This window comes from Psychrobacillus sp. FSL K6-2843, assembly GCF_038626375.1.
Taxonomy (GTDB): Bacteria; Bacillota; Bacilli; order Bacillales_A; family Planococcaceae; genus Psychrobacillus; species Psychrobacillus faecigallinarum.
Map to the genome: position 1 here is coordinate 4102139 of NZ_CP152021.1, position 16261 is coordinate 4118399.

The 16261-nt window shown below is 37.2% G+C and carries 15 protein-coding genes; 1 reads left to right on the plus strand and 14 read right to left on the minus strand.

Going from position 1 to position 16261, the window contains the following annotated elements:
* Positions 1-152 precede the first annotated feature (152 nt).
* The 14 genes from MKY94_RS21050 to rpsF all read right to left on the minus strand — a co-directional run bounded on the left by MKY94_RS21050 (position 153) and on the right by rpsF (position 15489).
* Positions 153-941 carry an MBL fold metallo-hydrolase gene (locus MKY94_RS21050; protein ID WP_154311990.1) on the minus strand — a complete coding sequence of 263 codons (789 nt, stop codon included), beginning with the start codon at positions 939-941 and terminating at the stop codon, positions 153-155.
* 12 nt (positions 942-953) lie between these two features.
* A complete protein-coding gene (gene yycI, locus MKY94_RS21055) occupies positions 954-1760 on the minus strand; it encodes a two-component system regulatory protein YycI (RefSeq protein WP_144540247.1) in 807 nt (268 codons plus the stop codon).
* Positions 1747-3099, minus strand: coding sequence for a two-component system activity regulator YycH (yycH, locus tag MKY94_RS21060; protein ID WP_186318237.1), 1353 nt, complete (start codon positions 3097-3099; stop codon positions 1747-1749). Before yycH ends, yycI begins: the two co-directional genes overlap by 14 nt.
* Entirely contained in the window at positions 3096-4913 is a 1818-nt protein-coding gene (gene walK, locus MKY94_RS21065; protein WP_144540251.1) for a cell wall metabolism sensor histidine kinase WalK, read from the minus strand. The genes yycH and walK overlap by 4 nt, the downstream gene beginning before the upstream one ends.
* 4 nt (positions 4914-4917) lie before the next feature.
* Entirely contained in the window at positions 4918-5622 is a 705-nt protein-coding gene (yycF, locus tag MKY94_RS21070; RefSeq protein ID WP_144540253.1) for a response regulator YycF, read from the minus strand.
* Between the two features lie 406 nt (positions 5623-6028).
* Positions 6029-7504, minus strand: coding sequence for a M23 family metallopeptidase (locus MKY94_RS21075; protein ID WP_154311989.1), 1476 nt, complete (start codon positions 7502-7504; stop codon positions 6029-6031).
* 345 nt (positions 7505-7849) lie between these two features.
* A complete protein-coding gene (locus MKY94_RS21080) occupies positions 7850-9136 on the minus strand; it encodes an adenylosuccinate synthase (RefSeq protein WP_154311988.1) in 1287 nt (428 codons plus the stop codon).
* 138 nt (positions 9137-9274) lie between these two features.
* Positions 9275-10630: a replicative DNA helicase gene (dnaB, locus tag MKY94_RS21085; protein WP_144540259.1), complete on the minus strand. Its 1356-nt coding sequence runs from the start codon at positions 10628-10630 to the stop codon at positions 9275-9277.
* A gap of 12 nt (positions 10631-10642) precedes the next feature.
* Complete coding sequence (gene rplI, locus MKY94_RS21090; RefSeq protein WP_144540261.1) at positions 10643-11092, minus strand: 50S ribosomal protein L9; 450 nt, start codon at positions 11090-11092, stop codon at positions 10643-10645.
* Complete coding sequence (locus MKY94_RS21095; RefSeq protein WP_151111906.1) at positions 11089-13065, minus strand: DHH family phosphoesterase; 1977 nt, start codon at positions 13063-13065, stop codon at positions 11089-11091. The genes rplI and MKY94_RS21095 overlap by 4 nt, the downstream gene beginning before the upstream one ends.
* A gap of 12 nt (positions 13066-13077) precedes the next feature.
* Positions 13078-14019, minus strand: a complete 942-nt coding sequence (locus MKY94_RS21100; protein WP_144540263.1) for a DUF2232 domain-containing protein — start codon at positions 14017-14019, stop codon at positions 13078-13080.
* A gap of 354 nt (positions 14020-14373) precedes the next feature.
* Positions 14374-14610, minus strand: a complete 237-nt coding sequence (gene rpsR / locus MKY94_RS21105; RefSeq protein WP_142540806.1) for a 30S ribosomal protein S18 — start codon at positions 14608-14610, stop codon at positions 14374-14376.
* Between the two features lie 46 nt (positions 14611-14656).
* A complete protein-coding gene (gene ssb, locus MKY94_RS21110) occupies positions 14657-15157 on the minus strand; it encodes a single-stranded DNA-binding protein (protein ID WP_144540265.1) in 501 nt (166 codons plus the stop codon).
* 41 nt (positions 15158-15198) lie between these two features.
* Entirely contained in the window at positions 15199-15489 is a 291-nt protein-coding gene (rpsF, locus tag MKY94_RS21115; RefSeq protein ID WP_144540267.1) for a 30S ribosomal protein S6, read from the minus strand.
* Between the two features lie 168 nt (positions 15490-15657).
* Between rpsF and MKY94_RS21120 the strand changes: the two genes are divergently transcribed.
* On the plus strand, positions 15658-16215 hold the full coding sequence (locus tag MKY94_RS21120) for a DUF3267 domain-containing protein (protein WP_342577777.1): 558 nt from the start codon (positions 15658-15660) through the stop codon (positions 16213-16215).
* The last annotated feature ends 46 nt before the right edge of the window (positions 16216-16261 follow it).

Sequence of the window (16261 nt, forward strand, 5' to 3'; positions counted from 1 at the left end):
AGGAGAGAATTGCTCTAGTTTACACAAATAAAACACGAACATTGGTCACTTTGGTTGATAGATCCGGCAGTCGGCGATGACTTATACTTACCAAATCGGAACGCTACCATATAAAAAAGCTCCAAAAGCTTATAGGCTCTTGGAACTTGTAGTTATACTAAAACTAATTCAGTTGGCTGATTGGCATCTGTATCATGTAAGTGAACGAACTCACCGGCAATAATACCGCAGGATTGCAAGGTCTGGGTCACACTCATTCTTGCCAGATCCTTCATGTTGTTGTCTTTACTTAAGTGAGATAGGTACACATTAGTTGGTTTAATATCAATTACCTCACTCATAGCAACTGCAGCATCCTCGTTAGACACGTGACCCACGTCGCTTAAAATTCGGCGTTTGACTGACCATGGATAACGGCCCATCTGTAGCATACTGACATCATGATTGCTTTCAAAGACAAAAGCATCTGCTCCTTTAATATGTCCCTTCATGCGATCACTCACATACCCTGTATCGGTTATTAAAACAAGCTTTCGCCCATTTTCATGGAATATATAAAACATTGGATCTGCAGCATCATGGGAAACGGCAAAGGATTGGATATCCATGGAGCCAAATGACTTCACAGTTTCCATATCAAATTGAAAACGCTGCTCTAATGGCACTTTTCCAACAAGTGAATCCATTGCTCCCCATGTTTTTTCATTGGCATAAATCGGCACGCCATATTTTCTGGCAACTACTCCGAGTCCCTTAATATGGTCGCTATGCTCATGGGTGATGAAAATTCCAGAAAGATTTTTTATATCTCTTCCGATTCCTCTAAAGAGCTCATCCATTTTCTTACCGCTTAGCCCTACATCTACTAAAAATGAATGTTGCTCATTTTCCACATAGATTGCATTTCCGCTGCTTCCACTAGCTAGTACACTAAACTTCATCATCAAAACTCCTTATTTTACTGCTGATGAATCTTCTTCTGTTGGTATTTCAATAATTCTTCCTTCTACCGCATTTACAAAATGCTCATCAATTTTTCCATCCTCACGCTCAACAAGTATTCGCCACGTTGGTGCAAATACTTGCGTATCAGCTTGTTGTACCAATGTAGAATACCCTAAGCTAATATCAGTTACTGTTGAGTTTGCAACTAACAAGCCTTTGGAATATAAATTGGACATTGCTTGAATGGTAGGTAAAAGGTTTTTGGACTCACTATAATCTTCCAGATTATCTAACATGGTTTGTTCATATCTTACAAGCTCATTTTCCTCATTCCAATAGACTACCAATCTTGCCTTTTGATTATAATACACAAGACGGTCGTTTACCTTTTGAAAAAAAGTAGCATTTCGATTTTCCTCATCTATTTTCCATAATCCATATGATGAACCCTTTATTATATTGTCTTGCACAAGTTTTTCAAGCTTGTTCTCCTCGGTAATTGGAAGTGGTTCAATAAACGTACCGACAATTTGGGATTCCGGCTTAAACTCAATCGTTTGATTTTCTAGTTCTTCTATTTCCTGTGATTCAAATTTATGCACACTACCAGAAACATAATAGGCATCTTCCACCATAACACTAGAAGCTTTGGAAACATTAATATTGTCTATTGCCAAACGTTCCTCTACAGTTGTTGAGCTTAAAACTTCTATGTTCTGACCCTCAGTATATCGGTTCAAATATAATGTAAACAAAAAGACGTTTAATATGGAAAACACTATGATAAAAATAGTCTTTGTTTTACTCCAATCCAAAGGTACCACCTCCTAAATCTTCTGGAGATAGTCTTATCCATACACCATTCACTAAGTAATACCAGGATGGCACAAGTGTAAACAAAGGCTGGTCTGCGTCCCTAGAGAGATAATAACCTTGTACCATTTCTTCTATCATAGAAACTTGTTGATTTGGAACTAAGCTTAATAACTCATATGCTTCTCGTCCCGAAAGCAACTCTATATCTTTAGAGGAGAACGGCTGATCATTTAATGTAAAATACGGTCTATTATATCGATATACTCGATTACTTCCCCAAGATTGCATAATTTCTGTGGACATAATATGACTGAAAACAGGTAATCCCTCAAAATAAAGCTGAAAATTTACTTGATTGGATTCCTTATTCATCCTACTAAAACGAAAATCATCTGTCCAGCCGTCATGCTCATTCACAAAACTCAAGCTATTATATAGAAGCTCTGACGACTTACCGAGGAATTGACCTTCTGCAGAAGGAAGTACATAATTTAATCGCATTGACATAGGGTCTACCGTCATTAAAGCATTATCATCCGTATACTGTTCGCCAGATCCTACTGGATTACTTCGGCGTACGACCAGACTTGGTATGTTAAAAAGGGCATCCTTAAATCTATTAATATCAATATCTTCTATCAGATAAGAATACTGAACAATCTTTTCTGGATTACCAGTAGTAAATATAGAATATTTACCACCTCTAGCTATTTCAGTGTACACCTGCATAGCATTTGCGGTTTTAATCATATGTTCAGAAAAACTATTGATATCTTCCTTTGACACATCTGCTGAGTAAATTTTGTTTTGAGTAGTACTGATAAAGTATAGGGTTAAGCCCTGACTTGAATTCTTTTCACCCTCCGTACCTTCAGCGTCGGAAGAGTTCCAGTCTATAACTAAACGGTTGAAGGAGGTATTAGGAAAAATAGGATCGACAAATTTTAAAATGGAACCATATGACTCAATAGGGACATCCGCTTGAAAGAATAAGGTACTTGCATATGGTTGATTTATTAACTCGTTCACCTGCTGAACATTGGTATTGTTACTAAAGAGCTTAACCGTTCCAATTTCCCAGTTTTTCATAGAATTAATAACGCTATTGATATCTACGAGAGAATTAGAGCCTTTCAGATTATCAGGCTGACTGATTAGTAGACGATATGGTCTTACTACCTCTTCCATTTTCTTTTTCTCTGCAATTGAAATATCAACTACTGGAGTATCTGTTTCTGGATAGTTAGGTGAATAAGTCCAAATTGTAAAGGTAAGTGTAAGACTTAGCAGGATGAGTATGAGTAAAATAATCGATTTTACTGGTTCTATATACTTCAATCCCACTCACCTTCCTCGTCTAACAGTATCTCTAATGTAAAGAATATAGTCGTCCCATGGCCCTCTTCACTTTCGGCCCAAATCTTTCCGCCATGGGCTTCTATCATTTCCCGGGCAATTGCGAGACCAAGGCCTGTCCCTCCCATAGAGCGTGCTCGTGCTCGGTCTACCCGATAAAATCGATCAAAAATTCGATTTACATTTTCTGATGGTATACCCATGCCATCATCTGAAACCATAACTTGTAGTAAATCATTTTTAACTATAATACCAAATCGAATATTTCCTCCGTCAGGGGAGTATTTTAGGGCATTAGAAATAATATTATCAATTACTTGAGTCAGTTTATCTGTGTCGATATCTACGTAGTAAGGAACTTCCGGCAGCATACGTTGAAATGTAACGTTCTGAGATTTAGACAGCTCAAATCGATCAATAATCCTATTAAAAAACTTGTTAAAGTTAACAATTTCTTTGTTAAGATCATAGTCCCGACTATCCATCTTAGATAATTGAAGTAAGTCATTCACCAAACGAATCATTCTCTGTGTCTCTGTTTGAGTGACCTTCAAAAACGATGGTGCTATCTCGTCATCCTTCCATGCTCCATCTGCTAGAGCCTCCAAATAACTGCTCATAGTAGTTAAAGGGGTTCGAAGCTCGTGTGATACATTTGCTACAAACTCTCTTCTTTCCATATCTATCTTTTCTTGCTCTGTATTATCATGTAAAACGGCTATCAAACCGTTCACAAACCCAGTCTCCTTTTGGATAACTGAAAAATTAGCACGGAGTATAAATGGACGGTCCTGTGTACTAAAATCTAAATTCATCGATTCCTTAGAATGGATTAAATCCTCAAAGGAGTGAACGCTATCAATGCCAAGCACCGAAATAATGGGTCTATTCAAAACCATCTCTCTTGGTATGCGTAATAGCCTTACTGCAGGATCATTTATCAAAATGACTCTTCCTTTTCGATCGGTAGCTATTACCCCATCTGTCATGTTTGTTAGAACAGAGGCAAGCTTTCTACGTTCTGCCTCTGTAGTCGACTGGGCTTCCTGTAGCCTATTGGTTAAATGATTAAAAGCATGCGCTAATTGACCAATTTCATCATTTCCGTAAACTCTTACCTTTCGAGAGAAATTACCCTTTGACATCGCTTGGGCTTGTTTTCTCATCTCAGATATAGGTCTTGTAATCGTTTGTGCTATTAAAATCCCTAGTACTATCGTAATCACGAGTGCCACCGCGGTACCTACTGCTAGGATTTGATTGATTTCGTTCATTTGACTAAATACATTTTCAATATTCGATTCAATATAAACAGTTCCAACCACTGAACCATTATGAATTATCGGTGTAACTAATATCCAAATACGTTTGTTGGAATCTAGGACGATACTATCAAACGTATCCTCCGCACTAATGGATTTATGAACTAGCTCGTCCATGGACTTTTGACCAACTATCGATTGATTGTTTGAATCTGAGGTGGCTCTTATTTGATATTTAGCATCAATAATCCGAACCTCTTTTAGGTCATCCGAATTAAGACCAGACAGGATAGAACGTAAACTTTGTTCTAGTGTTTGGTCTTCTTCTGCCCGTATTTTAATAATTTCCTCGCGCGCACTAAATTCTAATATCCCTACTCGATCTTTAACGGATTCTTCAAAGTTCTCTTTAAGTCTCTCCTCTAACTCTTTAACAAAATATAAGCCGATGATTTGCATAGCAATAATGATTAATAATACATAAATCATCACTACTTTAACATGAACTGATTTAAAGTAACCAACCTTATGCATCGTTTTACTCCTGTTCAGGGCTTCTTAAATAGTAACCAACACCTCGTCTAGTCACAATCCAATTTGGGTGACTAGGATTATCTTCGATTTTTTCGCGTAGCCGTCTGATTGTAACGTCGACTGTACGAACATCTCCAAAATAGTCATATCCCCACACTGTCTGTAATAAATGCTCTCTTGTCATTACTTGTCCTATATGCTTGGAAAGATAATGTAAGAGTTCAAATTCACGATGAGTCAATTCAATTGTTTCATCTCGTTTCAATACCAAATAAGCATCCGGTTGAATAGTTAGAGGACCAATAGTAATATCATTAGTCACTACTTCATTATCTTCTTGAATGGTTTGATGTCTTCTCATATTAGCTTTTACTCGGGCTATTAACTCCCTTGTGCTAAATGGCTTTGTCACATAATCATCCGCCCCTAGCTCTAACCCTAATACCTTATCTATCTCTGAATCTTTCGCAGTTAGCATAATAATAGGAAAGCTAAAGCGTTTGCGAATTTCTCTACAAACTTCCATTCCATCCCTATTAGGTAACATTATGTCTAAAAGCATAAGATCAGGTTGAATCTCGTCTACTTTTTTCAAAGCCTCGTCCCCATCATACGCACAGAAAACCTGATAGCCTTCTTTTTTTAAATTAAATTGAAGTATGTCTGCAATTGGTTTTTCATCATCTACTACTAAAATCTTCTTACTCACTTGTTAAACCCCTTTCGCCCTTTTCTGCTATATTTTAATCAAATACATTATTTTAAACAATTAATATATCATTACTCTATCATTCTTTTTCTCTCCATGCATCCTTAAAGAAAAGATCCTAGGAAGGATGTAGTATATGAGAAGTCGAGCTTTGTCGAAATATTTCCCAGGAAATTTTTATGAAATAAATTTCCTTCTAACTACCGTCTAGCAAAGCCAGATAGAGAAATGTAAGTGTCTATGTGCCTTTCCTAAGAAGTAAAGAGGAAATGTGAAGGATTGCCTCCCAGCGCCCAATGTTATTCCTCATTTTACTTGGATGGCAAGGTGCACAAATCTAGCACCTAATTAGAAGGATATCATATATAAAAAGACAGCCGGCTAGCGACTGTCTCTAACTTATTATTTAGTTTAACATAGATAATGGATCAATCGTTACTCCATTCTTCTCCACTTCAAAGTGCAAGTGAGTTCCAGTAGAGCGTCCTGTACTTCCCATTACGCCAAGTTTTGAACCTTGTGGCAACACATCTCCAACGCTCACGCTAATAGAGGAAAGATGTGCATAGGTTGTTTTGTAGCCATTTTGATGATTAATAATTACACGATTTCCGTACGTTCCATCCCAGCCAGCTGCTTCCACAATTCCGTTATCAGCAGCCTTTATGTTAAATCCATTAGGACGAGCAATGTCTATACCTTCATGCTTTCGACCCCAACGATATCCCATTTTGCTAGAAATGTATCCCCCTTCGGCTGGCCACGCAAATTCTCCTGACCCTCGAGAAGGGATAACCTTTGTACCTTTAAGTACGATACTGTCTTTTGGTTGTTCGAGTACAGTTTCTTCCGTAACGGACTGGTCAACTTGTACACCGTTTTCCTCACGAACCAAATAAGTAGCTAATCTTTTCCCATCGGAACCCTCTTGCTTTACCTTTGTATCGCCTTTATACATTTCATCTGTTTCTTTGACTTGTTTTGTATGAGGAATTACTTCCTCTACTTTTTTCTCATAAACTACTTCTATATTTATAAGTGGCTTTAATACTGTGACATTAATCTCTTGACCAATCTGTAATACACTTGAATCTGTAAGTTCAGGGTTAATAGCTAAAAGTTCTGCTGAGGTTAAATTGTGTTTATTAGCGATAGTACCTAACACATCACCAGATTGAACTTTATACGATTCCTGTTCTAGTGTGCCTTCTAAAAGCAACTTCACAGCTTCATCAGCAGAAACAATCTTTTCTGGTGCTACATTAGCAGTTACACCTGAGACTTCCTGTTTTAAAATTATATCTGCGATTCGTGTTTCATTTACTTGTAATTCGGGTAAATTTTCACTAACACTTTTTTTAGCTTCCAGTATAGCTAACTCTTCTTCCGTGATAAACTGCAGCTTTAATTTTTTTATCGCTTCATGGTAGGCTTCAATGTCTTTGACGTAGACCGCCATCTCGTCATTGACTGACAAAGCAAATGCTGTTGCTTCTACTTTAACTATCTCGTTGAGTTTTTGAAGTGTTGTTTCGTCATCCGTCGAGGGAGTAAATACTTGTTCGGCTACTACCTTCAAGTTAGATCCTGCTTTTAAAGGAAGAGCGCCATACTGTGAGCTACTCTCTTGAACTTTTTGTTCCAATAAATTTTCCATTTCTTTTTTATCGGAAAGTGCTCCTATGTACTGACCTTCTGAGTATATATGATAAATTTCTTTTAGTGCTTTGTCGTTTCCTTCATTGGCAAATGCCATATTAAAGGTTAGTGATGATGTTAGTAAAACCGTTATAGTAGCTTTTTTAACCACATTTGATTTTCTGTTTGAAAGAACAGCAAGTGATTTATTCTTCTGCTCCTCATTCTTTCTATTCCAAAACATGATAAAGCTCCTTCCAAACTATTTAAAAACCTTAATTCCATTTTTACACTATTTTAATTTAACATATTTGAAATAGGGAAGTGTAGCAATATTTAATCTTGTAAAGAAATTGTATTTTAACACCCATTATTTTCTATTTTTTCTTTTATATTGGTAATATTAATCTTTTTACTAGTTTCTTTTTCTAATATTCTTTACTTTTTCTCCATTAATTTCTTTCTCATACATAATACTACTGGAATCTTTGTTATATTTGTCACATTAATAGATTTATAAATAAAAATTCTTACAAAAATCAACAAAAAAACCGTCAAAATTTTCTTTTTGACGGTTTTTTTTAGAATTTTATTTCCAAACACTAGAAATAATATTCGTTTGTGTGCGATCTGGTCCTACAGAGAAGATAGAAATAGGAACTCCTGTCAACTGAGAAATGCGTTCTAAGTAATGTCTTGCTGTTTCTGGAAGTTCATCAAGCGTCTTACATTTTGTAATATCCTCATTCCAGCCTGGCATTTCCTCATAGACTGGCTCGCATTCCGAAAGAATTCGTAAATTTGCTGGATATTCCGTAATAAGCTCATCCTTAAATTTATAGGCAGTGCAGATTTTCACGGTTTCTAATCCGGTTAGTACATCAATTGAATTTACCGTTAAATCCGTTAAACCACTTACCCTTTGAGCATGGCGGATTACAACTGTGTCAAACCAACCGATACGGCGTGGTCTTCCTGTTGTCGTTCCATATTCTTTTCCTACTTCTCTTATTTGGTTGCCCACTGCATCAAAAAGTTCTGTGGGGAACGGTCCATCTCCTACACGAGATGTATAAGCTTTACAAACTCCTACCACATGAGAAATTTTTGTTGGCCCCACACCTGCTCCAATTGTTACTCCACCAGCAACAGGATTAGAAGAAGTAACAAAAGGATAAGTTCCTTGATCAATATCAAGCATGACTCCTTGTGCTCCTTCAAAAAGTACTCGTCTGCCTTCATCGAGTGCATCATTCAATACTTTGGAAGTGTCGGTTACATACTTTTCAATCTCTTGTCCATAGCTATAAAACTCTTCTAATATTTCTTCTACAGTAAAGCCTTTTGTTTCATAGAATTTCTCAAACATTCTATTTTTTTCTTCTAAGTTACGTTCTAGCTTTTCTTTAAACACTTCATAGTCCAGAAGGTCTGCTATACGAATCCCTACTCTGGCAGCTTTGTCCATGTATGCAGGGCCAATACCTTTACCAGTTGTGCCTATTTTGTTAGCACCTCTACGTGCTTCCTCTACTTCATCTTGTTTTATATGATAAGGAAGAATCACATGGGCACGATTAGAAATACGTAAATTTTCAGTAGTTACTCCTCGATCATGCAACCCTTTTAATTCTTTTACCAACGCTCGTGGATCGACTACCATTCCATTCCCGATCACCGAGATTTTATCCTTATAAAAAATACCGGAAGGAATTAAATGTAACTTATAAGTCTCTCCTCCGAAAATAATTGTATGACCTGCATTATTTCCACCTTGGTAACGTGCGATTACTTCTGAGTGTTCCGATAAAAAGTCAGTAATTTTGCCTTTTCCTTCGTCTCCCCATTGGGTTCCTACTACAACTACTGATGGCATTGCCAACACCTCCGTCAGACATCATGTCCTGTTTAAAAATCAGTGTTATTGTACCAATCATCTTTACCATAGTCAACCAATTTAACGAAAAAACACGAACGAATTGACAATTACTTCATCAATTCGTTCGTGTTTGCTTTATGCTGGTGGAGCTTGGTGTTGGCTCCAATCAATATTAACAAATTTATTGAATTCCTTCACGAATGCTAAAGTGACGGTTCCAGTTGGACCATTACGTTGTTTAGCAATTATAATCTCAATCATGTTCTGGTTCTCTGTTTCCTTATCGTAATAATCCTCACGATATAAGAAAGAAACGATATCCGCATCTTGCTCAATCGATCCAGATTCACGTAAATCGGACATCATTGGTCTCTTATCTTGTCGTTGCTCTACACCACGGGACAGCTGAGACAAGGCAATAACAGGAACCTTTAGCTCACGGGCAAGACCCTTTAAGGAACGAGAGATTTCAGAAACCTCTTGTTGACGATTCGCCTGGCTTCCGCCACTTCCTTGAATAAGCTGCAAATAATCAATTAAAATCATTCCCAAACCTGATTCCTGCTTCAGTCGTCTACACTTTGCTCTTATTTCATTTACTCTTATACCAGGTGTATCATCTATATAGATCCCAGCATTTGATAGACTACCCATCGCCATCGTAAGTTTGCGCCAATCCTCTGTAGTAAGGGCCCCTGTTCTAAGCACCTGAGCATCAATATTACCCTCTGCACAAAGCATACGCATTACAAGCTGTTCAGCACCCATCTCCAAACTAAAGATTGCAACGTTCTCGTCAGTTTTCGTAGCCACGTTTTGGGCTACATTCAACGCGAAAGCTGTTTTTCCTACAGAAGGACGTGCCGCTACAATGATAAGATCGTTACGTTGAAACCCTGCCGTAATACGATCTAAATCACGGAAACCAGTAGGAATACCAGTTACGTCACCTTTTCTAGTATGCAGTTTTTCAATATTGTCATAGGTTTCTACCAATACATCTTTAATATGTTTAAAGTCACCAGCATTCTTTCGATTGGCAACCTCCATCATTTTTCTTTCTGCTTCGGATAAAAGCGCCTCTACCTCGTCTTCTCGCGTAAACCCATCTTCTACTATGGTCGTAGCCACTCGTATAAGACGGCGAAGAATTGACTTTTCCTCCACAATTTTTGCATAGTGGCCTATATTAGCGGCAGTAGGAACAGCATTTGCTATTTCACTGATGTAGGAAATGCCTCCTACATCTTCAAGTTCCTTCTTAGAAGATAATTCTTCTGTGACCGTTACTACATCAATTGCTTTCCCTTGATCACTCAGGCGAAGCATCGTTTGGAATATTTTTTGATGAGCTACCCGATAAAAATCTTCTGGCATAACGATCTCTGCTGCAGTTATTAAAGCTTGTGGTTCTAAAAATATTGCTCCAAGGACCGATTGTTCAGCTTCTTGATTATGTGGGGGGACACGGTCCAATAATGGATCGCTCATAAAATTCTCTCCTTACGCTTCTTCAGATACATGCACCTTTAATGTTGCTACTACCTCGTGGTGTAACTTAACAGGTACATTTGTGTATCCTAAAGCACGAATTGCATCATCTAATTCCATTTTACGTTTATCTATTTTAATCCCATGAACTTTATCTAATTGTGCAGCAACCTGTTTAGTAGTAACAGAACCAAATAGTCTGCCATCATTACCTGATTTTGCTTTTAGTTCAACTGTTAGCTGTTCTAACTTTTCTTTTAATTTTTTTGCTTCGGCTAATTCTTCTGCTGCTTCTTTTTCAGACTTTTTCTTTTGTCCCTCCAAAGCGCTAATTGCAGCTGTATTTGCTTCCACAGCAAGTTTATTTTTGATCAAAAAATTGTGTGCATAACCATCTGCTACATTCTTAATCTCGCCTTTTTTACCTTTACCTTTAACATCTTTTAAAAATACTACTTTCATTCTGCGTTTCCTCCTTCGATTGTTTCCATTATAGCTAGTTTTAATTGATTAATAGCCTCTGGAACTGTTATATCTGTTAGTTGGGTAGCGGCATTAGTTAGATGCCCTCCACCATTTAATTTTTCCATCACTATTTGAACATTTACTTCACCAAGTGACCTTGCACTTATTGCTACGGAAGAATCACTTCTATGACCTATTACAAAGGAAGCTGATACGTTATTCATTGCTAAAAGTATATCTGCAGTCTGGGCAAGCAGCACTTGGCTATAGTTAGTGTCTTCATCTCCATGTGCTATAGCAATTCCTTCTCTAAAGAATTCAACGTTCTGCACAATTTTGGAGCGTTCGATATACGTGTCTAAATCCTCTTTTAAGAGGCGTTGGACCAAAATGGTATCTGCTCCATGGGTTCTAAGATAAGAGGCCGCCTCAAACGTTCTAGCCCCTGTACGAAGCGTGAAACTTTTCGTATCAACAATTATACCTGCTAGCATAGATGTAGCCTCTAGCATAGTGATTTTTTCGTTTTTCGGTTGGTATTCGATTAGCTCAGTGACCAACTCTGAAGTAGATGATGCATATGGCTCCATATAGACAAGCATGGTATTCGTTATAAACTCTTCTCCACGACGATGATGATCGATTACTACAACTTTTTCAGCTTTTTGAAGTAATTTTTCATCAATAACCATACTTGGTTTATGGGTATCTACTACAACTAATAAAGTCTTTTCAGTCATTTTATTGATAGCCTCTTCAGGGCTAATAAAACGTTTATATAAATCAGGTTTTTCTTTAATTTCGTCCATTAGACGAAGTACACTTTTATCCAACTCGTTAAAATCAATCACGACGTAGCCATCTATCTTGTTCATCTCAACCATCTTTCTTACACCTACGGCTGAGCCAATCGCATCCATATCCGGGAACTTATGACCCATTACGAGTACCTGATCGCTGTCCTGTATCAAATCTCTCATTGCATGTGAGATCACCCTTGCTCTAACACGTGTACGTTTCTCTACTGGATTAGTTTTGCCTCCATAGAACTTCACTTTTCCATTAGGGTGCTTAATAGCAACCTGGTCACCTCCACGGCCAAGCACTAAATCTAGACTCGATTGTGCAAGCTCTCCTAATTCTACAAGAGAGGTAGATCCTGCACCCACCCCAACGCTAAGTGTTAAAGAGAATCCAAACTTAGAGGTAGTTTCCCTGATATCATCCAAAATGGAGAATTTGCTTTTTTCCACTTCCAACAAAATGGATTCATTGAAAACTGCTAAAAAACGATCAGACGATATTCTTTTAACGTATATCCCATGTTTAGCTCCCCAATTATTTACAGTAGAAGTAACAATACTGTTTAATTGGCCTCTTGTTTGATCGTCCATGCCTTGCGATATCTCATCATAATTATCGATAAATAATACACCAATCACAGTTCGATCTCCATAGTAAAGTGATTCCATTTCAACTTGCTCAGTGATATCAAAGAAATATAGAAGCTTTTCCTCTGCCTTGTAAAATACCTTATAGTCATGTTCATCTAGAGAAATGACCATTTCCTTTGAATCATCCTGCTTGAGTAGCTGCTGAAAGTCAGAAGATATGGAAAGTAACTCCTCCCCTATAATCGTATCAAATGGTAACTTTTGAGTCATATAGGGATTTGCCCATTCGATTATATGCTGGTCATTTATCAAAATAATTCCTATTGGCATTTCAAGCAATGCCTCTTCCCCTACCTTTTTCATACGATAAGAAAGAGTCTCTATATGCCTTTCTGTCTCTTCATAAACACGCTTTTCAATTACCCAAGCGTATATAAACACTCCCACAACCAAGAGAGCAAATAGTAATCCAACTAAAAGGTTGTTAGACAGAAGCAAATAAGATGCAACTCCACTGAGAAGCATAAACAATATTAGTGGATATCGTATTGGTCGTTTTCTAAAAAAAGACGCCACTGGATCAGCTCCTTATTTCTTAAATCTGTCTTTTAAATATGCTCGCAAATTAAATCCTAAATCTAAAACACCTAGGATTATTACAAATGAATTTAGGGGAATTGCTAAAAAAGTGGCTAAAATAGCACTCCACTTTGGCCAACCCTGTACATGAAAATAATATTGAATAATCGAAATCCCTTGTAACAACAGTAATGCTCTTAAAAGGAAGGTCGCATTTATGATTAGCATATAGCTAAAGGTCCCTACCTCAAATGTAGTGACTAAGGAGATGATTGCTACAACTAAATAATACCACAACACTGCTTTTGGTAATTTAAAATACATATATTTAGGAAATTTTGGAACTGGTACTTTTAACTTCTTTAGGATGGGTAAAAGAATAGATACATAAACAAATGCCTGGAAAAACGCCATTAAAATAAAGAGCGTTGGCAACATTGCTTCGAATGCTATTATAATTTGTTTAACCATCTCATCGTAGTTCTTTGGTTTTTGGCCAGCTGTCTCCAGTATTTTTCCCGCTTGCTCGTAGTATATTTTAGTACCCTCTAAAAATTGCTCTATCAGATTCATATTTAAAACTAAAATAGAAATTATGTATTGCACAGCAGTCATGAGTAGTACGAATATTCCTGCAGCCATTAGCATGTATAGCTTGGACTGCTTTTTTCGTAAAGAATCTCCTATTATAAAACCAACTGGCCCTACAACTAATCCAAGTGTTAAACCTACTATACCTCCAATAATAAAAGATATAAATATTGCTACAACCATAACAAGTAGCGATTCTTTTCTTTCAAATTTTGCACTATACCAAGCTAACGGTAAGGGTGCTATTAAGGATGTGATAATTGTTAGAATCGGAACATACACAGACATTGCTATGAGAATAGCAAATAGTGCAATCATTAAAGATCCAAACGTTAAATAGCTTGACTGATTCTTTTGCATGATCGACCTTCCTTTATTATAATCATCTATCCATTGTAACAGATTTTCAAGTACAACTAAAATTACATGATATGAAAAGCCTATGTGACTCCATATAAAGATAGTTTCTTATACTACATACCTATTCTCTTATAGTTTATGAATCACGTATGGTTGCTTTCCTTAAGCCATCACCCATTGTTCACAATTGTTTAATCTGTTCCGCTAAATTTGTCTCAAGGTGTTAAAACCAGTAACAATACATTAATAGGGTATAGACAATAAATTATTAAATCCAAAAGGTTAAATGATAGTTCCTATCCTTTAAAAAAGAGAACAAAAAAAGACCGGTTTCCCGGTCTTCGATTTATATACTTATCTCTCTTCAGAAGAGAATGGAAGTAAAGCCATGATACGAGATACTTTGATAGCTCGTGTTAACTTACGTTGGTACTTCGCGCTAGTTCCTGTCACACGACGTGGAAGAATTTTCCCACGTTCTGACACGAATTTTTTCAACAAATCTACATCTTTATAATCGATGTGTGTGATGTTGTTAGCAGTGAAGTAACAAACTTTACGGCGTCTTTTGCCTCCGCGACGTGGTGCCATAATAGGTTGCCTCCTTTTCGATTAAAGTAAAACGTGCAAGAAGATTTTAGAATGGTAGGTCGTCATCAGATACTTCAATCGGACCACTACTATTTCCAAATGGATCTTCATCTACACGTGTATAGTTTTGCTGATTCATTGGTTGGTTTTGCTGATATGTCGGATAAGAGTTCTGTTGTTGTCCGCCGCCATATGATTGTCCACCTTGGCCACGATCACCAGAGCTACCGCGTGGTTCTAAGAACTGAACGCTGTCTGCGACAACGTCTGTCGTATAAACGCGTTTCCCATCTTGTCCTTCATAACTACCCGTTTGAATACGCCCTTCTACACCTGCCAAGCTTCCTTTTTTCAAGAAATTGGCTGTGTTTTCCGCTTGTTTTCTCCAAACGACACAGTTGATAAAATCAGCTTCTCTTTCGCCTTGTTGGTTAGAGAATGTACGATTTACAGCAAGTGTAAATCTAGCCATTGCAACACCACTTGGCGTATATCGAAGTTCCGGATCTTTTGTTAGTCTTCCAACTAATACGACACGGTTAATCATCAGTTAATAACCTCCCTCGTTCAGCATGATAGTCGATTTTCTTATTTATCGTCGATACGAACAGCAATGTGACGGATAATGTCTTCATTGATGTTAGCTAAACGAATGTATTCATCGATTGCTCTAGAATCAGCGTTTACTTTAACGATTTGGTAGAAACCTTCACGTAAGTCATTGATTTCGTAAGCTAAGCGGCGTTTACCCCACTCTTTAGCTTCGATGATCTCAGCACCATTTGAAGTTAAGATTTCATTGAAACGCTCAACTAAAGCCTTCTTTGCATCTTCTTCGATTGCTGGTTGGATAATGTACATTAATTCGTACTTTCTCATCTATTTACACCTCCCTATGGTCTTTGGTCGAACTGTCACCAGCCGACAAGGAGCAAGTAATGATATTACTCACATCAACTTATTGTACCACAAGCTGTTATTTTTTTCAAGGAGAGATTGTTCTTATTTTATTTATTAATGTATATTTGTATAAAAGGGGGAATTGTATTGGAGAAAAAAGATTCTATTCTAACATTAATAGAGATTGATATTAAAAAGGTAGCATGGCAAAGTTTATGGATGACCATAGTCTTTTCCTTATTAGGCTTAATAATATATATTTTAGTTTATAAAGAATTTGAGATTAATTTTAGTCTCTTAGGAATCTTCTTATTTCTTATAGGATATCTCCTGTTAATTGTGTTACATGAAGCATTCCATTTAATCGGGTTTTGGGCCTTTGGAAAGGTACCCTGGAACAAGATGGATTATGGTGTCAATCTTAAATTAGGGGTTGCCTATGCAACTACCTCTATTCCCATTCCTAATAAATCGATGAAAAAAGCTCTCTTACTTCCCTTTTGGACAACAGGAATTATCCCTATGTTATTTGGTTATGGTATTGAATCTCCTCTCCTTGTGCTTTTAGGTGCATGGTTAGTAGCCGGTGCTGCTGGCGACTTTGCTATGTATAGAAAATTGAGAAAATATCCTAATGATATTCTTATTAAAGATGATCCTGCTCTACCAATCCTATACGTTATAGAAGAAAACCGGTCCGCATAAGCAGACCGGTTTTTACTTTAGAATTTAGTTGCTATTAAGCTTATAC

Bases quoted from the DNA above. Each gene is read 5' to 3' on its own strand.
- MKY94_RS21050 (WP_154311990.1), bottom strand. From the start codon at position 941: ATGAAGTTTAGTGTACTAGCTAGTGGAAGCAGCGGAAATGCAATCTAT.
- walK (WP_144540251.1), bottom strand. From the start codon at position 4,913: ATGCATAAGGTTGGTTACTTTAAATCAGTTCATGTTAAAGTAGTGATG.
- MKY94_RS21075 (WP_154311989.1), bottom strand. From the start codon at position 7,504: ATGTTTTGGAATAGAAAGAATGAGGAGCAGAAGAATAAATCACTTGCT.
- MKY94_RS21080 (WP_154311988.1), bottom strand. From the start codon at position 9,136: ATGCCATCAGTAGTTGTAGTAGGAACCCAATGGGGAGACGAAGGAAAA.
- dnaB (WP_144540259.1), bottom strand. From the start codon at position 10,630: ATGAGCGATCCATTATTGGACCGTGTCCCCCCACATAATCAAGAAGCT.
- rplI (WP_144540261.1), bottom strand. From the start codon at position 11,092: ATGAAAGTAGTATTTTTAAAAGATGTTAAAGGTAAAGGTAAAAAAGGC.
- MKY94_RS21100 (WP_144540263.1), bottom strand. From the start codon at position 14,019: ATGCAAAAGAATCAGTCAAGCTATTTAACGTTTGGATCTTTAATGATT.
- rpsR (WP_142540806.1), bottom strand. From the start codon at position 14,610: ATGGCACCACGTCGCGGAGGCAAAAGACGCCGTAAAGTTTGTTACTTC.
- ssb (WP_144540265.1), bottom strand. From the start codon at position 15,157: ATGATTAACCGTGTCGTATTAGTTGGAAGACTAACAAAAGATCCGGAA.
- rpsF (WP_144540267.1), bottom strand. From the start codon at position 15,489: ATGAGAAAGTACGAATTAATGTACATTATCCAACCAGCAATCGAAGAA.